Source organism: Undibacterium sp. SXout20W, assembly GCF_049340285.1.
In the GTDB taxonomy this organism is placed as follows: Bacteria; Pseudomonadota; Gammaproteobacteria; order Burkholderiales; family Burkholderiaceae_D; genus Undibacterium.
Map to the genome: position 1 here is coordinate 17,122 of NZ_JBMPPH010000039.1, position 24,310 is coordinate 41,431.

Annotated in this window: 20 protein-coding genes; 7 read left to right on the top strand and 13 right to left on the bottom strand. The window is 46.1% G+C overall.

Annotated features, from left to right (window positions below):
* The first annotated feature begins 16 nt into the window (after nucleotides 1–16).
* Complete coding sequence (locus ACO0K1_RS16165) at nucleotides 17–3,091, top strand: ATP-binding protein (protein WP_423027551.1); 3,075 nt, start codon at nucleotides 17–19, stop codon at nucleotides 3,089–3,091.
* A gap of 26 nt (nucleotides 3,092–3,117) precedes the next feature.
* Here the strand turns inward: ACO0K1_RS16165 and ACO0K1_RS16170 are convergent, their stop codons facing one another.
* From ACO0K1_RS16170 to ACO0K1_RS16185, 4 genes are all read right to left on the bottom strand, one after another.
* Entirely contained in the window at nucleotides 3,118–3,579 is a 462-nt protein-coding gene (locus ACO0K1_RS16170; RefSeq protein ID WP_423027553.1) for a DoxX family protein, read from the bottom strand.
* 139 nt (nucleotides 3,580–3,718) lie between these two features.
* Nucleotides 3,719–4,516, bottom strand: a complete 798-nt coding sequence (locus ACO0K1_RS16175) for a putative DNA-binding domain-containing protein (RefSeq protein WP_423027555.1) — start codon at nucleotides 4,514–4,516, stop codon at nucleotides 3,719–3,721.
* Complete coding sequence (locus tag ACO0K1_RS16180; protein ID WP_423027557.1) at nucleotides 4,516–5,391, bottom strand: DUF692 domain-containing protein; 876 nt, start codon at nucleotides 5,389–5,391, stop codon at nucleotides 4,516–4,518. The genes ACO0K1_RS16175 and ACO0K1_RS16180 overlap by 1 nt, the downstream gene beginning before the upstream one ends.
* A 34-nt stretch (nucleotides 5,392–5,425) precedes the next feature.
* Nucleotides 5,426–5,680, bottom strand: coding sequence for a DUF2282 domain-containing protein (locus tag ACO0K1_RS16185; protein WP_423027559.1), 255 nt, complete (start codon nucleotides 5,678–5,680; stop codon nucleotides 5,426–5,428).
* 386 nt (nucleotides 5,681–6,066) lie between these two features.
* Here ACO0K1_RS16185 and ACO0K1_RS16190 point away from each other — a divergent pair, with 386 nt between their 5' ends.
* Entirely contained in the window at nucleotides 6,067–6,285 is a 219-nt protein-coding gene (locus tag ACO0K1_RS16190; RefSeq protein ID WP_423027561.1) for an RNA-binding S4 domain-containing protein, read from the top strand.
* A 26-nt stretch (nucleotides 6,286–6,311) separates the two neighbouring features.
* Here ACO0K1_RS16190 and ACO0K1_RS16195 read toward each other — a convergent pair whose 3' ends face one another.
* From ACO0K1_RS16195 to edd, 6 genes are all read right to left on the bottom strand, one after another.
* Nucleotides 6,312–6,755, bottom strand: coding sequence for a hemerythrin domain-containing protein (locus tag ACO0K1_RS16195; protein ID WP_423027563.1), 444 nt, complete (start codon nucleotides 6,753–6,755; stop codon nucleotides 6,312–6,314).
* A 195-nt stretch (nucleotides 6,756–6,950) separates the two neighbouring features.
* Nucleotides 6,951–7,166 carry a YjfB family protein gene (locus ACO0K1_RS16200; protein ID WP_423027565.1) on the bottom strand — a complete coding sequence of 72 codons (216 nt, stop codon included), beginning with the start codon at nucleotides 7,164–7,166 and terminating at the stop codon, nucleotides 6,951–6,953.
* A 275-nt stretch (nucleotides 7,167–7,441) separates the two neighbouring features.
* On the bottom strand, nucleotides 7,442–10,228 hold the full coding sequence (gene ppc, locus ACO0K1_RS16205) for a phosphoenolpyruvate carboxylase (RefSeq protein ID WP_423027567.1): 2,787 nt from the start codon (nucleotides 10,226–10,228) through the stop codon (nucleotides 7,442–7,444).
* 295 nt (nucleotides 10,229–10,523) lie between these two features.
* Nucleotides 10,524–12,158: a glucose-6-phosphate isomerase gene (gene pgi / locus ACO0K1_RS16210; RefSeq protein WP_423027569.1), complete on the bottom strand. Its 1,635-nt coding sequence runs from the start codon at nucleotides 12,156–12,158 to the stop codon at nucleotides 10,524–10,526.
* 131 nt (nucleotides 12,159–12,289) lie between these two features.
* A complete protein-coding gene (gene eda, locus ACO0K1_RS16215) occupies nucleotides 12,290–12,931 on the bottom strand; it encodes a bifunctional 4-hydroxy-2-oxoglutarate aldolase/2-dehydro-3-deoxy-phosphogluconate aldolase (RefSeq protein WP_423027571.1) in 642 nt (213 codons plus the stop codon).
* 27 nt (nucleotides 12,932–12,958) lie between these two features.
* Nucleotides 12,959–14,800, bottom strand: a complete 1,842-nt coding sequence (gene edd, locus ACO0K1_RS16220; protein ID WP_423027573.1) for a phosphogluconate dehydratase — start codon at nucleotides 14,798–14,800, stop codon at nucleotides 12,959–12,961.
* A gap of 351 nt (nucleotides 14,801–15,151) precedes the next feature.
* Here edd and zwf point away from each other — a divergent pair, with 351 nt between their 5' ends.
* The 4 genes from zwf (at nucleotide 15,152) to ACO0K1_RS16240 (ending at nucleotide 19,400) form a co-directional block, all read left to right on the top strand.
* The gene (gene zwf / locus ACO0K1_RS16225; RefSeq protein ID WP_423027575.1) at nucleotides 15,152–16,612 is read left to right on the top strand and encodes a glucose-6-phosphate dehydrogenase; all 1,461 of its coding nucleotides are present in this window, start codon (nucleotides 15,152–15,154) and stop codon (nucleotides 16,610–16,612) included.
* 15 nt (nucleotides 16,613–16,627) lie between these two features.
* Nucleotides 16,628–17,296, top strand: coding sequence for a 6-phosphogluconolactonase (locus ACO0K1_RS16230; RefSeq protein ID WP_423027577.1), 669 nt, complete (start codon nucleotides 16,628–16,630; stop codon nucleotides 17,294–17,296).
* Between the two features lie 110 nt (nucleotides 17,297–17,406).
* Nucleotides 17,407–18,300, top strand: coding sequence for an SIS domain-containing protein (locus ACO0K1_RS16235; RefSeq protein WP_423027579.1), 894 nt, complete (start codon nucleotides 17,407–17,409; stop codon nucleotides 18,298–18,300).
* 254 nt (nucleotides 18,301–18,554) lie between these two features.
* Nucleotides 18,555–19,400 carry an HDOD domain-containing protein gene (locus tag ACO0K1_RS16240; protein ID WP_423027581.1) on the top strand — a complete coding sequence of 282 codons (846 nt, stop codon included), beginning with the start codon at nucleotides 18,555–18,557 and terminating at the stop codon, nucleotides 19,398–19,400.
* 123 nt (nucleotides 19,401–19,523) lie between these two features.
* Here the strand turns inward: ACO0K1_RS16240 and ribA are convergent, their stop codons facing one another.
* Both ribA and ilvD read right to left on the bottom strand, forming a co-directional pair.
* Nucleotides 19,524–20,156 (bottom strand): GTP cyclohydrolase II, encoded by a 633-nt coding sequence (ribA, locus tag ACO0K1_RS16245; protein WP_423027583.1) that lies wholly within the window; start codon nucleotides 20,154–20,156, stop codon nucleotides 19,524–19,526.
* Nucleotides 20,157–20,619: 463 nt separating this feature from the next.
* Nucleotides 20,620–22,497, bottom strand: coding sequence for a dihydroxy-acid dehydratase (gene ilvD / locus ACO0K1_RS16250; protein ID WP_423027585.1), 1,878 nt, complete (start codon nucleotides 22,495–22,497; stop codon nucleotides 20,620–20,622).
* Between the two features lie 220 nt (nucleotides 22,498–22,717).
* Here ilvD and ACO0K1_RS16255 point away from each other — a divergent pair, with 220 nt between their 5' ends.
* Nucleotides 22,718–23,389 carry a hypothetical protein gene (locus tag ACO0K1_RS16255; protein WP_423027587.1) on the top strand — a complete coding sequence of 224 codons (672 nt, stop codon included), beginning with the start codon at nucleotides 22,718–22,720 and terminating at the stop codon, nucleotides 23,387–23,389.
* A gap of 208 nt (nucleotides 23,390–23,597) precedes the next feature.
* Here ACO0K1_RS16255 and ACO0K1_RS16260 read toward each other — a convergent pair whose 3' ends face one another.
* Nucleotides 23,598–23,852, bottom strand: coding sequence for a DUF1272 domain-containing protein (locus ACO0K1_RS16260; RefSeq protein WP_423027589.1), 255 nt, complete (start codon nucleotides 23,850–23,852; stop codon nucleotides 23,598–23,600).
* Between the last annotated feature and the right edge of the window lie 458 nt (nucleotides 23,853–24,310).

Genomic DNA, 24,310 nt, shown 5'->3' on the forward strand with positions numbered 1-24,310 from the left:
AACCAAACCAAACAGAATGCCCATCAACACCAAAATCATTCGCATCTTTCGCAAGTTTCCTTTATGGATGATTTTTGGTGTTGTTTTTAGCATCGCTATTTTGTTTGGTACTAACTATTTGCTGGATCGAGATAAGGCACTTGCCATCGATGAAAGCAATATTCAGGGTGAGTTGCTGGCAAAAATGCTGGAAAGCCACTTAACCAGAACCCTGTCTTCCATTGACAACTCTCTCAACGTCATCACTGGGATTCTGAACAACAGCGGGCAATCTTCAAATAGTGACATCGATAATAATGAAGTCCATCGCATCATTGAAGCCACCGTCAATAACTCAACGCACCTGCGCTCCATATCGATCATCAGTAGAAACGGTGATGTCTTAGCAAGTTCAAATCAACAAGTCCTCAACAAACACATCAGCATGAAATGGCTCGGCTTTAAAGACGAGCTAAGCACAACTCTGGAAGCTGGGAGACCAGTTTTTATACGGGATCTTAACGAACTGGATGCTGAAGGCATTGCCAAGGAAAATCCACAAAGTTCGGTCCATTGTCTGCCGTTTGCAAAGCAAGTCAGAGTGCAAAATAAAGATTACATCATGCTCACTCTGGTTAATCCAAAATATTTGCTGACCGACTTCAACACCATGTTGGGAGCAAAGACTAATTTTGTCGCTATTTTTGATTACAGTGGAAAAGTTCTCAGCACGACGCAGAATGAACATTTTATATTGGGGCAGTCGTACCCCAACCTCGCCATTTTTTCAGCCTTACAAAATGACACCGAATATGGGGTCATTTCATTGACGCAGGAAGATAGTTTTTCCGCAAACGATACCTATACGATTAATTTCCGCACTCCACATCTATACCCAATTGTTGCCATTAGCGCGATGTCAGAGACATATGCAATTGACCAGTGGTATGACAGCTCACTGAGTCTTAAATGGACTGGTATTGCCCTCGCATGTTTCGTGATGGTTTGCGCAGCACTGTTGACCTGGCTAATGCGTATACGCGATCACTTTGAAGCGGAATTAGAACTATCGAAGATCAGGGCTGAGCAAGCCAACCATGCGAAAAGTGCCTTCCTTTCTACAATGAGTCATGAAATCCGCACACCAATGAATGGTGTGATAGGCATGACCAATTTGCTACTCGACAGTAATCTCAACCCTAAGCAACGAGAATTTACCAAAGTCATTGATGAATCTGCCAGTGCATTACTAGCCATCATTAATGACATTTTAGATTTCTCAAAAATTGAGGCTGGGAAAATGCAGATCGAACAAACAGAATGCGATTTGCTAGGTGTAGTCGAAGCCAGCGCAGAATTATTAGTAGAACGCGCCAACAGAAAACGTATAAGACTCATTACGTTTGTTGATCCCAGCATTCCCGAACTAGTGTACTCAGACCCTGGTCGGATTCGCCAAATATTATTGAATCTGATTGGAAATGCAATTAAATTCACCGAAAATGGTGAAATCGTCGTCAGAGCAATCATAAAGGAAGCCACATTTAATACCAACCTGATTCGTTTTGAGATCATTGATAACGGCATCGGAATCAGTGCCGACGTGCTGCCAACCTTATTTATGCCATTCATACAAGCGGACAATTCGATAACGCGTCGTTTTGGCGGAACTGGTCTAGGCCTATCAATTTGCAAACGGTTGGTTGAATTAATGAATGGCGAGATCGGGGTTGACAGTGAAGTTGGCAAAGGTAGTCGTTTTTGGTTTGAAATCCCGCTGGAAAATTGCAACGAAAACCCAATATCTCTGCGCCATCAACAAGCGAACAATATCAACGTTGTCCTATTTTGTCGCAACGACGCATTATCAGCATGTTTAAAAACATATCTGAGCTCCTACGGCATCCTTCCCTTGACCGTCACAACAACCAGAGACTTATTTGAATACCTGCTTAAAAATCAAACAAATACTGTTTGCTTTATCGATCCAAGAATCACTGCAGCTAACGATGTCAATTTTGGTCTGACTCTTCAACAACAGTTTAGTCATACCCGCATTATCGTGCTTGGTACGCATGATAACAATAATATTGCTGAGTTATCAATTTTATACACCCTCGATTTTGTTGAGTGGCTTCCACTACCACTCAAATACGATCAACTATTTACAAGGATTCAGCACGAAAGCGACATCAATCAAATCTGGAGCCCCCCTCCCAAACAAGGAAAAGTGCTCTTTAACGCTGAGCCGATGACGATCGTAAGAAAAGAAAAAATCCTTGTTGTTGAAGATAACTTGATAAATCAAAAAGTTGCAACGACCATGTTGGAACAACTAGGCTTTACATTCGACGTTGCCAATAACGGCGCTGAGGGCGCCATCATGGCCGCCACAGGCCAATATGCATTGGTGTTAATGGATTGCCATATGCCAGTCATGGATGGTTTTGCATCGACCCGACGCATTCGTGAAGAGGAAAAAAAATCGGGTAAACATTTGCCGATTATCGCGCTTACCGCCAACGCAATGCGCGAAGAGAAACCACATTGTCTGGCTGCTGGAATGGATGACTACTTATCCAAGCCGATTACCAAAACTGAATTAAAAACAGCCTTACATCGACACCTTTACAGCAATGAAACGACGACAGTTGTAAATCAAAATGCCAATGCAAATGCAAATGCAAATGCAAATTCAAATTCAAATTCAAATTCACTTGATATAAGCGCTACCAATAGTCTGACGACTGCGCCAGAAAACCGTCCTGCTGTGTCAGAAAAAGAAGCAATGGTCGACCACGCTCGTCTCGTTGATATGCTTGGCGACGACAAAGAAGCACACCTGGAAATCTTGAATATGTACGTGGAAACAATCCGGCCACTCATTAGCGACTTACAAACCGCGATCGATGTGAGCAATTACGATGAGATCAAAGCGATAGGCCATCAAATTAAAGGAGCAAGTGCAAATTTAGGTGTACCAACTATCGCGATCATCGGTGAGTATCTGGAGACTGCAGGAAAAGAGTCAGATATGAGCCAGATCCCAGAACTGCATGTCTCTTTGATTTCGTCCCTGGAAAGCTTTGAGATCTATCTACATTCTCTCTGATCTCAAAGCAATTGCAACAAACAAGTTCACGAACGTCTGGATTTTAACCAATCGTCAATGCTGCACTTTCCTGGCCCAAATGCGACCAACACCAGCAACGATATACCCCAATAAAAATGATCATTAATTGCCGCAGGACATTCGAATTGGAACAGCTGTGGATAAGAAATAACTGCCATCGCGTTCACAAAAAATAATCCAAGCGCTGCAGGCCGGGAAAGCAAACCCAACGCGAGTAAAAGTGGAAAAAATAATTCGCCACCTGCTCCCATCAAGGCTGCTAATTCAGGTGGTAAAACCGGAACTTTATATTCTTCTTGAAACAAAGAAAGCGTCGCAGACCAATCAGATACTTTTACCAATCCTGCCTTAAAAAATTGCCAGCCGATAAAAAAACGCAAACCTAGACAGAGCAAACTTCCACCCCAACGTTGTATCTGCTCATCAAATTGTTGGCTTAAAGCATGAATATGTAAAAATAGTTTCATTGGATTCTCCTTCGTTATTAAATTGGACGGCTCACGCAAGGTCGTTCGGTAAAGGTTAAAACGTCGGATAACCTGAAAACCTTCAATTGCGCAAGTAATATGAAATACGAAGATATAGTCGAACAGAATGAAGCGATTCTTACACTTGCTCGCAAAAATTTATCTGCGTAAATGTCCCAACAGAAAACCAATGTTGGAGTGCATTGCCAACATCAAATGTAGTGTCCTCATTCATTGCAAGCTCTAGAGCATCACCCAGGGTAACGCCTTGAAACAATGCTTGCAGACCCACAAATTCTGCTTTGGATAACAGCACGACAGACGCTTGCCAATGAGAACGACTAATCAAGCCAAAATTTTCTTTTTTGAGCTCATCCGGAAAAACCGGCGCCTCTGTTTGTTGATGACTAAGCCAAATTTCCACACTACTCGAGTTGGATTGATACAGTGAAACGGCAGGATGTGGGATCAAACAAGCAGACGCCATATCAAGACCAGACTGTTCGACCGCAACCAACGCTGCTTTCAAGCTCAACTGATCGGCGTCTGCAGCATAATAAGCACGATGCAATTGCCACTCTAAACGCGCAACATCAGCAAAATAAGGATAGTCGGCATCTACGTCGCTACTCTCAAGGAATTGCCCCAAATACTCACCAAATTGGTTTAAATCGCCTGATTGCGATGGATGTGCATGGCCATAGGCTTTTGCCATCCCCTCAAAAAACGCCTCGCCGACCAGCTGCAGCAGCACGGGATAAGCGTTTCGCAGGGCGGCATACCAGATGCCACTGAGATTACCTCGATAGAAGGAAAAGCGCTCTGCGAGTCTGGGTGAAGGCAACAGGTTTGAAAAAAGTAATTCGGAAGAATGTGGTTCCAAGAGCGCCGATGAAAAAATCTGCTGCAACTGGTCAAGTTCTAATTTTTTTTTCATCAAAGAGGCACCAGGATTTCATCTTTTAACCCGGCTCGCCACTGACGTGCCTTTTTAACTTCATCAAGCAAGACAGGTAGTGGAGGAATATCAGTATCCCATTCAATCATGACAGGGATGTCACTGCCGAGCAGAGAACATGCGCTAGAAAACAAATGCCACACAGGATCACTTACGCAACTACCGTGGTTATCAACCAAACAGTCTTCAGTAGCAAGGTAGCCAGCCAAATGTATTTCGCCAATACTGCCCGCAGGTAACGCTGCCATATGCTGTAACGCAGCCATGGCATCTTCACCATGGTTGATCTGATTGATGTATAAATTATTAATATCCAACAATACGCCACAACCTGTACGTTTTACTAATTTCGCTAAAAATTCTGCCTCCGACATTTCATCTTGAATATAGCGAACGTAACTTGAAACATTTTCAATCAGTACTTGCCGTTGCAATTGATTTTGCAAGTCATCAACACGGTCACAGATTAAATCCAATGTTGATTGCATCATTGGTATCGGCAGCAAATCATTCAAACTACGGCCCGCAACAGCACCCCAACATAGGTGCTCTGACACCAAAGCTGGCGAAATCCTATCGACCAGATGTTTTAATTTTTCAATATGCGCCTGGCGGTATCCTCGAGCCGAACCAAGTCCCAGACCAACGCCATGCACGCTGACGGGAAATTGTTGTCGTAATTCTTTCAGGACATACAAATCATATCCGCCCTCACCGAAATAATTTTCAGCGTGAACCTCGATCCAATCGACAGCAATGGATTGCTCCAGAAAATCACGGTAATGTGGCGTGCGCAGCCCCACACCTATTCCAGACATAGGAAAATGGGGCTGCTGCGGATAGGCATTGAGCATTAAATATGCCTAAGTATTTTGAGCTAAACGAACATTAAGCTTTAGGTGCCTCGAGTTTTCCACCTGATTTTTCGCATGTACCGGCTGGCACTTTTTTCCATTCATTTGGATCGTTATCTTTTTTACCTTGACCGGCACAAGAATGAGTACCATTTTTGGTCGCGCAGTCATTTTGACCTGCCTTTGCAACGCCGTAGCATTTTTCTGTTTTTGGTGCATCTGCAGCCATTGCCATTGAAGAACCAACCAAACCTGCCAGTGCTACTGCGATCATTGCTTTGTTATTCATTTGTTTCTCCGTAAATAAGTAAGGGATTTCATTTAAGAACTGCTTAACTACCATCTATAGTCGGACAACAACGTATAAACTTACACACTACATCAAAAAATTTTGTTCAACAAAACTTTTAAAAGTACTTCGCTAGCGATGACGCATTGAACACCCCATCCTACTAGAATCGATGCAGTTTTCAAGCAGTATGTTACTTTAACCAATTTACTGGACATCTGACAGACATTGATATTAAGTTGCATTGATGAAAAAAAACATACTAAAAACCATGACCACATTGACTGCTCATGCTATTAGTAGCAATAGCCAGAAAACATCTCAACGTTATTCGTCTTTTTAGTGTATTCTTCGCCCTTTTTTTGGACTCTCAAGTCGGAGCTATCATGCAAAAATTGGAATTCAGCTTACAAGGTGAATTTGTAGAATTAAACCAACTACTCAAGTTAGTCGGACTTTGTGAGAGTGGCGGCGCTGGAAAAATGATCGTAGCGAGCGGCGATGTTTCTGTCGATGGTCTGCAAGAGTTGCGAAAAACTGCAAAAATTCGTGCTGGTCAGGTCGTGCAGCTAGGTGATATTGAAATCACCGTCACTGCAGAGTAAGTATTTATTTAACGTAGCGGTCTCGATTACGCTGGAAGAGAATTTTCTGCACCTTGGGTTGCAGATGTTGTCATACTCTCTTCATTTGCAGCCATAAATCGTGCCAACATATTATCCATAGTGTCGACGTGATGCTCAAACCAATGCGGTAACTCTTCCGCGAGTCTAGGTGCCAGATCAACGTCACCATTCAAAAAGCGCTGCCGCACTTCTTGCATCACTTCCAACACAGCGTCATGCTCTTGCTTGTGACATCCTGCCGGCGGAAAATTATTGTCAACCATCCATTTGTTTTCTTGCTCAAAATGGGCGATTGAGTGTTCTATCAAGGCGTCTAATCTTTGTACAAAGGTCGCTGGATTATCGTCAGAGAGAGCTGCACAAAACGTGACAAATTCCTTGTGTGTTTCATCCATTGGCCCATAACTTAAACTCAGTCGATCAGACCAACCCCATGAATCTTGGCTCATTTTTCTTTCCTAACGCAATAAAAGTGCCAAGATTATGGCTGATCAGTAAAAAATTTGCTTGCTGAAAATCATTCCGGACACAAAAAAGCGCACATAAGTGCGCTTTTCTTCTCAGATTTGCTAAATTTGAACGAAGCTTTACTCTGAATAATTCAAACCAAAAAGGATAGGCTCACATTCATTATCAAAATATTATCAAGCCGTCGTATTGACATGACGCCCAAGATGCGTGGGCAGATTTGACGCTGGTGCGCTCGACGCGGGCGTATTATCCGGAATCGCAGCGATTAGAGCGGTCGCATTTTCTGTTTGAAGATCATTGGCTTTTTTTAGAACCGCGATATTCACCGCTTGGCTTGTTCCAACTTGAGCCAGAGTTGATGCTAAATTAGCAATGCCGGTAACATCCATGACAATTCCCCTTATCTATCTGTCTTCATTAACGGCAGAGATTTGGTGGTTCTTTAGTTTACTACGGAGATTTTTTGATTTTTATTTAAATACTCTGGTTTTCACGCAACGACTTAAAAAAATTCATTATTATTTACCTACGAATATTGCTTTAATGAAAATAAAGACACTCAGCCTTACTTAAATGTTAATGTGACTCACAATGAATCTAACGACGTAAAAAAACCGCAGACCTCACAGTCATGCGGTTCTTTTTGGCACGCGATACGAAAAACTTAGCCGCTATTCCGCAAACCGGCAGCGATACCATTAATTGACAAATGAATACCGCGCCGTACCCGTTCATCCTCGTCGCCATTTCGGAAACGCTCCAGCAACTCCACCTGAACGTGGTTCAATGGCGACAGATAAGGGAAGCGATTACGAATAGAACGTGCCAACAAAGGATTGGCGGCCAGCAACTCATCCTGACCTGATATTGCTTTCAAGACATCGATCGTCAGCGCATGTTCAGCCTCAATACGCGGGAAAATACGTGAGCGCAACGCATCATCTTTCACCAATTGAGCATAGCGACTAGCGATTCCGATATCACTCTTTGCCAACACCATTTCCATGTTCGACAATACAGTCGAAAAGAATGACCATTCCTTAAACATGGCTTGCAGGGTTTGCAGGCCGTTTTCTGGATGGGCTTTCAGATAATGCTGAACCGCAACGCCAAAACCAAACCAACCAGGTAACATTAAGCGACATTGCGACCAACTGAATACCCACGGAATGGCACGTAAATCTTCAATGGCCGTCGATTTTTTCCGGGAAGCAGGACGACTACCGATATTCAGCCCTGCGATTTCTGAAATCACCGTTGATTCCCAAAAGTATTGTTCAAAGCCTTCTGTTTCATACACCAGATCGCGGTAAGCCTGGAATGCATGTGCAGATAGTTCTTCCATCGCGGATATGAATTCCGGGCGTGGCGGCTGCTCGGTGTGCGACAACAAACTAGCTTCCATCGTTGCCGCTGCCAAAACCTCCAGATTTCGGCGCCCTACTTCCGGGTTACCGTATTTGGCCGTAATCACTTCGCCTTGCTCAGTCAAACGAATTTGCCCTTGCACTGCACCTGCCGGCTGCGCAAGAATCGCCTGATAGCTTGGACCACCGCCGCGACCAACCGAACCACCACGGCCATGGAACAAGCGTAGTCGAACCTGGTGTCGAGCAAACACTTGTACCAGATCCAATTCTGCTTTGTACAATTCCCAACCGGAAGTCAGGAACCCGCCATCTTTGTTACTATCGGAGTAACCCAACATGACTTCTTGTGCATTGTTGCGGCTAGTCAACAAACGAGCATAGGCGGGAATAGCAAACAGTCTATCCATCACTGGCGCACTATTTTGCAAGTCACCTATGGTTTCAAACAGGGGAATAATATTCACATCCAGACGACCTTCTGCCGGATGCAGCAAACCGGATTCTTTGAGTAGCAGAGCCAACTCCAGCATGTCCGAGACACCATCTGTTTTCGAGATAATACAATTCGGTACAGCGCCATCACCATAACGTTTTTTAGCTGTTGCGGCTGCGCGATAAATTGCCAATTCGGATTGTGTTTCTTCGGAATACACCAAATAAGGTGAAGCCAATGGGCGGGCAGAACTAATTTCCACAATCAAAGCATCAATACGCTGATCTTCTGTCATTTCCAAATAACGAATCTCAGGATTTGCCGCCTTCAATAATTCAGCAACAACACGTTCATGCACGTCGGAATTCTGGCGCAGATCCACCGGCGCCAAATGGAAGCCAAACACGCGCACTGCCCGACGCAGATGACGCAAACGGCCACGTGTGATCGCTGCCGAGCCATTTTCCAGCAAAGATTGGTGGATGATATCAAGATCGGCGGCAAGCTCTTCGGCAGTTGCATAAACCGCGGCGTCACCACTCGGTGGAATCGCTGGCAACAAACCCAGTAATTGCGTATAAGTTGCTGCAACGCGCGCATAGATACCGCTAACAGCCAAACGATATGGCTCGTCAGATCGATGCGGAGAATGGTCTGGCGAACGTTGCGCGAGGGCCTGCAAATCATTGGATACGTTGACTAGCAACGTCGCCATTGACAATTGCGAACCCAGCGTATGCAGTTCATCAAGATAAAACTTAAATGCACAGGTGCTTTGCATTGCCAACGTTTTTTCGAGAATCGTGGCTGTCACGAATGGATTGCCATCACGATCACCACCGATCCAGCTGCCCATTTTCATAAAACTAGGCAATTCCGTTTGTTTAAATGAGGCATCTTTACTGACCAACAAATCCTCTAGCCCGGCATACAACTGCGGCAATTCACGTAAGAACGTGTAATCGTAAAAACTCAGACCATTTTCAACTTCATCGAGCACCGATAATTTGGAGGTGCGCAGCATCCGTGTTTGCCACAGCGTCAAGACTGCGCGCCCTAAGGCTTCTTCATTCGCCTCGGCCTCTTCCGGGGTTAACTGCATACGATCGCGCTCATCCAACAAGCGGGTAATCACCATCTGGCAGTTCAAAATACTTTTTCGCTGCACTTCAGTCGGATGGGCGGTCAACACAGGTGCAACTTGCGCAGTCTGAAAAAAATCAAGCAGTTGTTGCGTACTATGACCAGTGTTGTACAAGGCCTCAATCGTATGCGCCAGACTACCTGCGCGTGGTGCTGAACCAGCGATCTGATGAGCACGGGTACGACGAATATGATGCTGATCCTCCGCCAGATTCACCAAATGCGAAAAATAACTGAAAGCACGAATCACTTGCGTGGTCTGGTCGTTGGTCAGACCATCAAGCGTCGTTTCTAATTCAGTCCGTGCGGCTTCGTCAGCGTCGCGTCGAAAGCGAATTGAGTTTTGTCGTACTTGCTCAATCAGATCAAATACTTCATCGCCGTGCTGATTTCTTACAGTATCACCTAGCAGGCGTCCCAGTCGGCGGATGTCTTCACGCAAACTTTGGTCTTTATCGTCGTCTTTATCGTTCATTTTAAGTTGGGGATGGAGGTGAGTATTCATGCTGACGAAATTCTACGGTATGAGTAAACAAAGAAAGATGAAAAATCTTGATGCATTGCCGTCTTGAAGGTAATTACACGCCTTGAACTCTCAATAAAAACAGGATAAAACAAGGAATTGACATGAGGCTTACATACAACAATTCACACGGCAGCAACAAACGAACAAGAGGAGCACGACGAGCAAGACGAGCACAGTCTCAAAAGGTAGTTTTTTCAGACTACCTTTTGATGCCAGAACTTCAGTGTGATGATATTTTTCTACATCAATCGCCGACAGCTACAACTGATTGACACTATGCTGCGTTTTTATATTTTTGACTGCGCTTGACAGCCAAGAGCAAACCTTTCGTCGAGCTATCGTATTCTTCTTTGACGGCTGCGGGGTCAAGACTGATCAATTGCTGCGCCAATGACTTACCTAATTCAACACCCCATTGATCAAACGCATTGATATCCCAAATTACCGACTGTACAAACACTTTATGTTCATACAAAGCGATCAAGGCACCGAGTGAACGTGGTGTCAGTTCGTTGAGCAATACTGTTGAGGTTGGACGATTGCCTTCAAACACGCGTGGCGCCAGCATTTTCTCTGGCAAGTCGCCCAATTCAGCGCGCACTTCATCCAGACTTTTTCCCCATGCCATCGCTTTGGATTGTGCAAAACAATTCGCCAGCAAGGCTTGATTGTGACCCGGCAAACCAGCATCATCATCTGCAACGACAATGAAATCCGTCGGAATAATCGTTGCACCTTGATGCAGTAATTGGAAATACGCGTGCTGCCCGTTGGTACCCGCCTCACCAAATAAAATAGGGGACGTCGTGTAATCAACCCGATGACCTTCACGCGTGACAGACTTACCGTTGCTTTCCATTTCCAATTGCTGCAAATACGCTGGCAGACGGGTCATTCGCTGATGATAAGGAGCGATGGACAACGCTTGCAGGCCAAGGAAGTTGATATTCCACACCCCGATCAAGGCCATCAATACAGGTAAATTTTGTTCTAAAGGCGCCTGCGCAAAATGCAAATCCATTTCATGTGCGCCGGCCAACATTTCTTCAAAACGATCTGCTCCGACATACAACGCAATCGACAGGCCGATCGCACTCCACATCGAGTAACGCCCCCCGGCCCAGTTCCAGAATGGGAATACGTTTTCAGGGGCAATCCCGAATTCTGAAGCGGCTTTCACATTCGTACTCAAGGCCACAAAATGCTGACGAATTTGATCCACAGGACAACCATGCGCCAACATCCAGTCGCGGGCAGTACGCGCATTGGTCAGGGTTTCCATGGTCGTAAAGGTTTTTGAGGCCACCACGAACAAGGTGGTTTCAGGGTCCGCGTTGGCAAGCGCATCGGCTACATGACGACCATCTACGTTGGAGACAAAATGCAAGGACAGATTTTTTTGCGACCATGGCGCCAGAGCGATGCAAGCCATTTGTGGCCCGAGATCAGAACCGCCAATACCAATATTTACGATAGTGCGAATCGCCTTGCCGGTATAACCGAGCCAACGACCTTCACGCACAGCATCGCTAAAAGTGCGCATTTGCGCTAACACCTGGTGCACATCGGCAGCGATGTTGACACCATTCAAATCAAATGATTCGCCTTTAGGCAAGCGCAAGACCGTATGCAAGACAGCTCGGTTTTCTGTGTGATTAATTGCCTCACCACGCAACATGGCATCGCGTCGCGATTCCACATCCTGTTGCCGTGCTAATGCCAGCAAATTCAGTTTCGCAGTCGTATCAATGCGCTGCTTAGAATAATCGAGCAGAATGCCACATGCTGACGCCGAAAAATGCGTGAAGCGCTGTGGATCAGCACGAAATAATTCTTTCAAATTAGGTAAATTCGTTGCACGTTGCTGCAACAAACACCAGAGCGGAGTACGGGAAACAGAAGTAGCCATGATCTTGCTTTTACACTTTGAAATTTTGATTATTTGCGAAAAAGAGGGAGTATGGCCATTTATACTGGCATATATCCATATAAAAACTGGCGTCTCTTAAAATACTCCACCCTAGTATATTCCCGAATAAATTACTTCTTCGCGGCCTGTGCTGCTGCGGCTGCAAGTTGAGCGATTGCAGTCCAGTCGCCCGCATTAATCAGCGACGCAGGGCACATCCAAGAACCACCAACACACAAAACATTAAATTGTTGCAGCAAGCTTGGGGTTGATTCCACGGTCACACCACCCGTCAAACAGAAACGTACATCCGGGAATGGACCACCCAAGGCCTTTGCCATTTTGGTGCTACCAACGATATCGGAAGGGAACAGCTTTACCACGTCAAACCCATGTTCCAAAGCCAGCATCAAATCACTCGCGCCGCCGACGCCAGGGAAATAGGGCAAGCCAGATTCCGCAGCCGCTTTCGCCAACGCTGGTGTGATGCCAGGGCTAATGCCAAACGCCGCACCGGTTTCTTTAACAGCATCCAATTGTGCTTGCGTCAAAATAGTACCTGCGCCGACCGTCACAGTTGGGCAGGCTTTGACGACTTCGCGTAAGACAGTCATCGCATTTGGTGTGCGCAATGTAATTTCGACTGCTGGCAAACCATTTTCAGCGAGAGTTGTTACGCAGCGAATCGCTTGATCAACATCATCCGTCACCAGAATTGGCAATACGCGCAGTTGTTCAAGTTGTGTGATGATGCTTTGCTTGCTGAAACTCATAGTAATGTCTCCAAAATTATTCAGTAATTAATCAATAAACAGCGTTGATGCACCGTGTTCTGGTGCAGTAACGACGCGGCGTTGCGCAGCAAACAAATCACGACCATAGCCAAAGGTTGGTTCTTTACTCAATTCTCTGACCGCACGCTGATCCCACTCTTGCTCATCAACCAAGGCACGCAACTCACCCGTATGGACATTGAGTTCAACTAAATCGCCATCACGTACCTTCCCTAATGGACCACCTTGCGCCACTTCCGGGCTCACGTGCAACGCCGCCGGAATGCGACCAGAAGCCCCAGACATGCGACCGTCCGTTACCAAAGCGACTTTATAACCGGCCGACATCAAACTCCCCAAAATTGGCGTGAACTGATGCAACTCTGGCATACCATTGGCCTTTGGACCCTGGAAAATCACCACGGCGACAAAATCCATATTGAGCTCACCGGCCTTGTATGCTTTCACCAGGGCATCCTGGGATTCAAATATCTTGGCAGGAGCCTTCACTATCCATGCTTCTTCCGGTACCGCGGAGGCTTTAACGATCGCACGACCGAGATTGCCTTGCAATAAACGCAGACCACCAGTCGCAGCAAATGGCTCAGTCACGTTACGTACAACGGACGTATCGGTTGATTGCGCCGGCAAAGCTTGCCATTGAACCTGATTAGTTTCAGTCAATACAGGGCGCGCCGTATGTGAATGCAGTCCGTGGTCACCGTACACTGTCATCACATCGCCATGCATCAGCCCAGCGGACAACAATTCACGGATGACAAACGTCGGGCCGCCCGCCTCTTCAAACGCGTTAACGTCTGCCGAACCATTTGGATAAATCCGCGTCAACAATGGAATGACGGCGGACAACTCATCAAAATCCTGCCAATCAATCAAAATGCCAGCGGCACGCGCTACTGCGATCCAATGGATCGTATGATTCGTAGAGCCACCTGTTGCCAATAATGCGATAACAGCATTAACGATGGTTTTTTCATTGACTAGCTGACCGATCGGTTTGTAATTACCACTCTGCTCCGTCATTTGAAGAACGCGCTCAACCGCTGCATCGGTCAATACTCCACGCAAAGGATCAGATGGATGTACAAATGCGGCGCCTGGCAAATGTAAGCCCATCGCTTCGAGTAGCATCTGATTACTATTCGCAGTGCCATAAAATGTACATGTACCGGCGCTGTGATAAGCAGCGCTCTCAGCCGCCAGCAATTCTTCTTTGGTCGCTTTACCTTGCGCGTAACGTTCCCGTACTGCGGCTTTTTCTTTGTTCGACAAACCAGAACCCATAGGGCCAGCTGGAACAAAGATGGTCGGCAAATGACCAAACGCCAATGCGCCAATCAATAAGCCCGGGACGATTTTGTCGCAAATACCAAGGCAAAGTGTGGCATCAAATGCATCATGCGTGAGCGCAACTGCCGTGGCTTGCGCAATTACATCGCGTGAAAACAAAGAGAGCTCCATGCCTGGACGCCCTTGTGTTACACCGTCACACATCGCTGGCACGGCACCGGCTACCTGCGCAGTGGCACCAAAGCGCAATGCAGTTTGACGGATTTGCTGCGGATACGATTCGTAAGGTTGATGTGCTGACAACATATCGTTGTAAGCTGTCACGATCCCGATATTGGGCTTTTGTGCCTGATTGAGCCAGATTTTTGTCCCGCTATCCATGGCGGCATTCGCATGCGCCTGGTTAGCGCAAGACAAACTTGCCCGGCGCGGACCGCGACCACGCATTTTTTCTAACTGAGAAAGATAAGCGCTGCGAAGATGTTTGCTGCGCTCGATAATACGCTGGGTCACCTGGTTGATTACCGGATGCAGCGCTACGGAAGGAGATGTCGTCATAAACTCACCTGTTACCCTGATGGGCTGAAATAATAAAGCGTGTCAAAGATACTTATTCGATAGCGTGAAAGATAGCATAATTCAGGAAGTTTCCGTAACAAACTTTCAGAATTTTATTAAAAAGCTGTTTTTTTATGCAAAACAATCAAATTTATCGTAATGAAACTACATTTTTGAAGTTTTTCTGGCATAATTAAATTGCTCGAAAATTTAAATTTCTTACTTTTAAAGCGTACCTTCAAGGAATTTGAATAAAACGTGAACAAATAAACCGGTTCCCTTCCCGCTGCATTTGGACACGTTGAAAATTAAATTCGGAATAGAAAACTCGAAAAACATCACGGAGTCAGCATGACCACTTTTGTCTTATTTGGCGGCACAGGCGATCTGGCAAAGCGCAAGATCATTCCCGCGTTATACAGCGCATTTGTCAATGGCAGGCTAGATAAAGATTTCAAATTTATCGGTGCTGCGCGTGAACGTTTGACCGACGAAGATTATCGTTCACGAGTTGGCAGCAGTGTTGCTGAATATGCTGCAAAAGTAAGTGGCTCTACGTCTGAGAAAGTCGCTGCATTCCTGGAACTAACCCATTACACCAAAATTGATGCGCGGGTACCGGAAGATTTCGAAGCATTAAAGTCATCACTCAATACTTCTGAAACCAACGCCACATTGTTTTATCTGGCAACCGGGCCAGATATTTTTATTCCGGTGGTGGAACAATTATCCAAACACGGATTAGTTGAAGGTAATGCCCGTGTTGTGGTCGAAAAACCGCTCGGCCGCGATGCGCAATCGGCGAAAGAAATCAATCAATCATTGCGAACTTATTTGAACGAAAATCAAATCTATCGTATTGATCATTACCTTGGTAAAGAAATGGTGCAAAACTTATTGGCACTGCGTTTTGCCAATTCATTCCTCGAACCCTTGTGGAACCGCTCTTGGGTTCAGGATGTACAAATTTCTATTTCAGAACAAGTTGGTGTTGAATCTCGTGGTGACTTTTATGACCACACTGGTGCTTTGCGCGATATGGTACAAAACCATTTATTGCAATTGGTTTCCATCGTCGCCATGGAACCACCGGTGAATGCCAATCCGGATGCAATTCGCGATGAAAAAGTAAAAGTGTTACGCGCCCTGCATAAATTTACACCGGACGAAGTCAGCAAAAAAACGGTACGCGGCCAATATCGCGCTGGTGCCGTGGACGGCCAGCCAGTCATCGGTTATCAAGCGGAACCTGGCGTTCCAGCAGCAACCCGTACCGAAACATTTGTCGCAATCCGCGCCGAAATCGATAACTGGCGTTGGGCTGGCGTACCATTTTATCTGCGCACCGGCAAACGCATGGCGACACGCAGTGCAGAAATCACGATCAATTTCAAACCAATTCCGTACTCAATTTTTGGTCAGGCACAAGGCCCTATGCGATCCAATCGCCTGGTCATTTCGCTACAACCTGAAGAAAGCGTGCAATTGTTTATGAAAGCAAAGGAACCAGGCGAAGGCATCCGGTTGTCTGATGTCGCATTGAATCTGGATTTTGCCGAAGCATCGAATTCTCGCCGCGTTGAATCCTATGAACGACTGTTACTGGACGCTATGCATGGCGATCTGACACTCTTCGTACGTGACGATGAATTAGGTGCTGCGTGGGCATGGATTGACCCTATTATGAGTGCATGGCAGAACGATCACGAAGGCTTAAAATCATACATCGCCGGCAGTTGGGGACCTTCTGCGTCAAGCTTTTTACTTGCGCAACACGGTGCAGCGTGGGGCGAAGAATACGTAGAGAATTAATCGACAATGGCTAACATGAATTATCATACATTCGACAATTTCAGTGACCTTACGGATGCACTTAGCCAGCAGTGGTTAAGTATTATTCAATCATCACCGACGGGATCAAGTTTTGCGTTAGCAGGAGGTTCCACACCGGCACCTATCTATCAACGACTCGACACTTTACTTGTTCAAGCCAAAAATCAAAACCCGATCAAACTGGTTGCCACCGATGAACGTTGGGTCAGCGATGCTGACCAACAAAGCAATGAAGGTTTATTCCGTCGCAGCCTGCAGCAATCAGGGCCACAAAAAAGCTGGACACTGGTTTCTTTAAAAAACGCCAGCACCTCGCCTGAGGTTGCGACAGACGCGATTGACGATCGCCTCCAAACACAACTACCGCATCCATTTAGTGCGGTGTTGTTAGGGATGGGAGCGGATGGTCATATTGCGTCTTTGTTTCCCGGAGCCCCCACGCAGCATGATCATTTGACTTGTCTGGCAGCCGTGCACCCGCAAACGCGTCAGAGCCGCATGTCATTATCCTTGCCACGCTTGCTCAATACGGAACGGATCTGGCTGGTCATTACTGGCGCTGAAAAACGACAAGTGTTAGAAAACGCGCTACAAGAAAATTTGCCTGTAGCCGCACTCATCCGCGAAGCAAGTTGCGCCATTGATGTTTTTTGGTGCCCTTGATTACGATTGTCGTTGACAGTGAGTTTGCATCAACAAACACATCAGGGCTGGTACATCATTGTATAGAGCCGCTTATTTTATGAACCAGTCCTGATCGCGAAACGTACACTATGGCTAATCCTTTTTCTGACACCAAATCAGCATCGCCTTCTGAGAAAGGGCTTTTGGCACGTATTCGTACAGCGAGTACAGCCTTAAGTCGCGCAGAACGTCAGGTCGCGGAATTTTTATTGCAAAAGCCGCACGACGCACTCGAAATGTCAATTCGCGTGCTCGCCCAAGCATGTGATGTCAGCGAACCAACCGTGGCACGCTTCTCACAAAGTCTGGGTTTTGATGGATTTAAAAGCTTCAAACTCGCATTCGCCAAAAGTTTGGCAACTGGCATTCCTTACCTGCATTTAGACGTCAATCAAGCCGACCATGTACGCGACGTCCTCCCCAAAGTCTTTGATCGTACCATCGCCACTTTGATGGAGGCCCGCAATAACGCGAATACTGCAAGCTTTGAAGCTGCTGTCAATTTATTGGCGCGCGCGCGACGTATTGAATGTTACGGCCTCGGCTATTCGGGTGCGCTAGCGATTGACGCGCAACTCAAATTTTTCCGTTTCGGCATTCCAACCACCGTATTTTGCGATGCCCATTTACAAGCGCAGTCCGCCTCTCTGCTCAATAGTGATTGCGTTGTTGTCGCCTTTTCACGCACTGGTCGGACGCGCGACCTCATCAATAGCGTGCAACTCGCAAAACAAGCAGGTGCTAAAGTTCTGGTATTGTGCGCGAGTGGTGGCGCTTTAGCAGACTATGCCGATGTCCATATCAGCGTCGATGTCGAAGAAGATCCCGATATCTATACCCCGATGACATCTCGCCTGGCACATCTGACCTACATTGATGCCCTTGCCGTTGCCGTAACCTTATTGCGGGGGCCGGCAGCCATTGATATGTTAGAGCGCGCAAAAATCAGCATCAGCGAGAAGCGCATCGATTCAAAAGTTTAATCTCACCCCGAAGGCGGCACTCACCGACACTCTCTGGCACTTGCTGTCACCCGGGATACCGCCCGCATCACACTGCACCCACTGCACCCACTGCATTCTCTGCAACACGCCATCAACAACATGGTATAAAAACTACAAAAACATCGAACATCGCATTCCTGACGCGCGTTTTAGGCAATACTAAGACATGCGACAAATGATATTCAAATTCATCAGTCAAAAAAGCACAAAATGCGCAAATCAAGGAGCAAGACATGTCGATCATTGCGATACAACAAATCGTCGAAGAAGTAAAAGATTTACCGACCTTACCCGCCGTGGTGATGGAAATCCTCAATAATATCGACAAAGAAAATGTTGATACCCATGAGTTGGCCAGAAAAGTCACACATGATATTGCATTAACGGCAAAAACTTTGCGCTATGCCAATTCGGCGTATTACTCTACGATGATCAAGGTGACGACGATACAACAGGCGATTTCCTTACTTGGTCTCGATACCGTACGCCAGATTATTGTTACAGCCTCTTTGACTGGTTGTTTTCCAGAAAATAACTGTCGGGGTTTCAGTCATAAAGATTTTTGGAAACATTCAAATGTGGTCGCAATTGTTGCCAAATTATTGGCACGTCGTTTAAATTGCAATCAGGATGTCGCCTTTACCGCAGGCTTATTGCATGACATCGGTACCCTTGTGTTAGTGACTTATCATAGTAGCGATTATGAACAAGTCATCGCCTGGCAAGCAGAGCATCAATGCACTCAGTACGAGGCTGAAAGACAGGTCATCGGGATAAACCACGCCGCAGTCGGGGAGGCGCTTGCACGACAATGGAATTTCTCTGAACAAATGACCAACGCCATCGCCGGGCATCATCAGCCTGAAAAACCAAGCCTGGGATTTCTGGCAACCATCGTCCACGTCGCGAATGGCATTACTCATGCCCTGAATATTACTGGCGCACCAGATCACAGCACGCCAGAAATCACCTTCCTTTCCTGGGAAAGTCTCGGCCTGACGCAGGAATCGCTGGATGGGGTCTTAGCGGAAGCGAGTAAGGAATTTAACGCATTGCAAGAAAATGTCGACGCGTATTAAATCAAACGCAATCAAACGCAATCAAACGCAATCAGCCCCGATCAACCCCAATCAGCCCCGGAATTAAACCGACCAGCTAATGGGGTCAGTTCAAATTTTTCTGCTTTTTAAATACGACATAGTTTACAAATCGGGCTGAATCAAATGTCCTAACTTACTCGCTTTGGTATTGAGATAACGATTATTGTATTGATTACGTTCGATAATCAACGGCACATGTTCTGCCACATTCACATTCAGGCCTGCCATTGCCGCCAGCTTGCGTGGATTGTTCGTCATTAAACGCAAAGAATGCACCCCAAGATGCTTAAGCATAGGGTCGCATAGCCCATAATTGCGCAAATCTGCTGCAAATCCTAATAATTGATTGGCCTCAACAGTATCAGCACCGCCATCTTGCAAATGATAGGCTCGCACTTTGTTGAGCAAGCCAATGCCGCGACCTTCCTGTCGCAAATACAATAAAACGCCACGTCCTTCCAGGGCAATTTTTTGCAGTGCCATTTCCAATTGCGGACCACAATCACAACGCTGACTAAACAAGGCGTCTCCCGTCAAACATTCAGAATGAATGCGCGCCAATACGGGCTCACCATCAGCAACGTCACCCAGCGTCAAAGCAATGTGTTCTTTTCCCGTTGCAGGCTCGACGAACGCATGCATCCGAAAATTGGCCCAAGTGGTAGGTAATTGGCAGGAATCGACAAATTCCAAAACCTGCGCATTATTTTCAGCAGGTGGGTTGTTGCTTGACATACTGTTCTCGCGAATTCTTTTTTTAACAGGCCTTTTGGTCGCCAGCGCACTGACAAAAGTGCAATACGGTACGCCTGAAAGAGGATGCTGTTGGAATTAAAAATGGTAAAGATGATAAAAAAGTGTATCACCAAAACGAGAAGTATAAACGACCTGCGAAAAACTTACTGGTTTGCTTGACACTTAGCTCTAATATCGAGCACGAGACCGCTCCATACGGGCAATTAAGGACATCACACGCGGGTTTTACGCTCTGGCTTGGAGGCTTACACCTGTCCGACGAGAAGCAGACTTTGCAGGAGATTTTTTGTAAGGCGGGTGTGTAATAGCCAATTTTTTCAAAAAATGGCATCAACAAAGGTTTTCACCGTCCTGGCGAACTTATATTCCATTGCTCAAGCTGCCCATTCCTCACCTTCTCCCGGTCAAGGGAGAAGGTTGACGACAGCTACAACGCCAAGACTTATTTCCGTTTCAATTGCGTAATATCCCTTACTGCACCGCGATCCGCCGAGGTGGCCAATGCGGCATAGGCTTGTAAGGCCTGAGATACATAGCGATCACGATTTACAGGTTGCCAAGCATCGTCGCCACGGGCATCCATCGCAACACGTCGTGCAGCCAAAACAGCATCGGTAACCTTCAAATGAATACGGCGCTCAGGGATATCGATTTCAATGATATCGCCCTCTTCCACCAATCCGATCGCACCGCCTTCCGCGGCTTCTGGTGATGCATGACCAATCACCAAACCGGATGATCCACCCGAGAAACGACCGTCAGTAAATAGAGCGCACGCTTTGCCTAAACCTTTGGATTTGATATACGAAGTCGGGTACAGCATCTCTTGCATACCTGGTCCGCCTTTGGGCCCCTCGTAACGGATAATCACGACATCGCCTTCATGTACCGTATCGCCCAAAATCGCTTCCACGGCCGCATCCTGGCTTTCAAATACGCGCGCTTTACCGGTGAACTTCAAAATGCTTTCATCGACACCAGCGGTTTTCACAATACAACCTTTTTCTGCCAGATTGCCGTATAACACAGCCAAACCACCATCTTGTGAATAGGCGTGCGCTTTATCGCGAATACAACCCGCAACCCGGTCCGTATCAAGGCTATCAAAACGTTTATTTTGCGAAAATGCAGTTTGCGTCGGCACGCCACCAGGTGCCGCTAAAAACAGTGTTTTTACCGCTTCATCATTCGATACGGCGATGTCATTTTGTGCAATCGCGTCAGCCATACTAGCGCTATGCACTGTCGGTCTGGAGGTGTCCAACAAGCCAGCACGCGCCAATTCACCCAAAATAGAAATAATGCCACCAGCACGGTGCACATCTTCAATGTGGTATTTATCTGTCATTGGCGCGACCTTACACAGACACGGCACCTTGCGCGAAATTCGGTCAATATCCGCCATCGTAAAATCAACACCTGCTTCATGCGCTGCCGCCAGCAAATGCAGGACTGTATTTGTTGAGCCCCCCATCGACACATCCAACGCCATGGCATTTTCAAAGGTCGCCTTGTTCGCAATGGTACGTGGCAAGACTGAATAATCATCTTGTTCGTAATGACGTTTAGCCAATTCCACAATCAGGCGACCTGCGCGCAAAAACAATTCTTTACGATCAGCATGCGTAGCCAAAATGGTGCCATTTCCTGGTAAAGACAAACCCAATGCTTCAGTCAGACAATTCATGGAGTTGGCCGTAAACATGCCCGAACATGACCCGCAAGTTGGGCAGGCAGAGCGTTCTATACGTCCTATTTCTTCATCGCTGACTTTACTGTCACCCGCTTTAATCATGGCATCGACCAAATCGATTTTCATGATTTTTTGTTCGCCAGTTTGTTTGGGATGTAGCGTTTCTAATACCTTACCCGCTTCCATCGGACCACCCGAGACGAACACCACCGGAATATTCAAGCGCATTGCCGCCATTAACATGCCAGGCGTAATTTTGTCGCAATTAGAGATACACACCATCGCATCAGCACAATGCGCATTGACCATGTATTCAACCGAATCTGCGATCAATTCTCTTGATGGCAACGAATACAACATCCCACCGTGTCCCATCGCGATACCGTCATCCACCGCAATAGTATTAAATTCTTTAGCAACGCCACCAGCAGCTTCAATTTCACGTGCAACCATTTGCCCTAGATCTTTTAAATGCACGTGACCTGGTACAAATTGCGTAAAAGAATTTACGACGGCAACGATAGGTTTATCGAAATCACCATCTTTCATGCCGGTGGCGCGCCATAAAGCGCGTGCACCTGCCATATTGCGGCCATGGGTGGTAGTACGTGAACGATAGACGGGCATGTGTGACTCCTGTTTTAGCTTTGCTCAACATTGAGCAATCTTGAGCAATATTGAGCAATAAAGTAATAATGGCTTACTTTGCCTTGCAAATAATCATATGTCAAATATGAATATAGTCACTTATTCATACTTTTTACATATCAATTAATATCGTCGCTGAAATTCACGCAAAGTTCTATAATCAAATTCCCCCAGAAAACTGAATAAGGGAGAGCAAAATATGCTTTGGCTAGTCGGCTCCTTGTTTTTTTGTTGGATGGGACTACGCGAATTGTTCAGCACGATTATCACGCCGACAGGTTACGATCGACCTCTTTCTAAAAATATATCAATACCCCTTTTAGTGCTCTACACGAGTCTTACTTTAGCATTTGCCTGGACACCATTTCAGGACTGGCGTTTTGAACGATTCCTCTCGGTGAAGGCCACCGAAATCGCTGATTTTCACCCCGCCAAGGTGCACTGCAACACCATCTTTGATACCTTTCTCGACACCAACTATTTGGCCGCAGGCCATGCAGATCCAAAAACCGGGTACATTGTTTTCCAGTATCCATGGTGCAAACGTCTGGGTGCTTATCTGGATCATCCCGATAAAGCAAATCGAGAAGAGATCGTCAGCCTCAATATTTTGACTCATGAAAGTATGCATGTACGCGGCGAATACGATGAAGCAAAAACTGAATGCCAGGCAGTACAAAGAAATTATCGTGCAGCAAAAATACTGGGAGTTCCCGATTCCATCGCAAAAACAAATGCGCAAAATTACTATCTTGGCGAATACCAGCGCCGCGGCAAAAGTGGCGGAATGGCAGGCGCTTACTTTTCAAAAGAATGTGCACCCGAGAAAGCCATGGACGAACATTTGAGTGATTCAAGCTGGGCACAATAACACCCAATGAATTAGCCCTCGTTGGCTCATGCCATGATGATGAAATTGAAAACATACATTGGGGCATTGGGGCACTGGGGCAGCGCGCCACGAAGAACGCATTTAGATCGGGTATAAGAATTCTTATCAGACGTTTTTCTTGTCATTCGAATTCACAAAAACAGCAAAAAATCTGATGAGAACTGGCTAATATTTCACTTCTTGCTCTCTAATTTTGACGAAATTTTTTCTGCAACTCAGGGTTGTATACCCGCTTTGTAGATGCCGGCGATGACTGCAGTTTAGTTAATGGACGCCTGGGTCTTTGCAGTAACTCGCCACCGCAATTGGGGCAGATATTATGAAGTATTTCTTCAGAACAGGTCGCGCAAAAAGTACATTCAAAGGTACAAATTCTGGCGTCGGTAGAATCAGCATGAAGGTCGGTGTCACAGCATTCGCAGTTGGGTCTGAGTTCGAGCATTTTAAATCTCCCACAAAGTCATAAAAAGTAGTTCAAAGCCGCTTAAAGGTTTGCCTTCGATAGCCACGCAAATCGTCATTTTGAATCAAAGTCACGAAGTCAAAAATCAACGGGGCTAAAGTATCCGGAGGATACTATTGCAGAACAGGTTCCTGATTGGCAAATCAGGGGCTAGGACATTCGGAAATACAAGCGCTCTGAACCAAATTACAGTGATGTGGCTGGAATCCAAGATACATAAGCACAAGACGCTTCATATCGCTGACAAGTCTTTCTTAGTATTTTGCCTAAAATCGTGTTTCAAATTTCATATTTCATATTTTATTTAATCGGGCGAATTCTAGGATGAAGTGCAATTTATGAACGGTACCGGTTAATGAGGGCAAGATGCGATAGCATTTGTGCCTTTTTGACCGGCCAGTCGAAATTGCATAATGAACTACACACATCTCACCCAA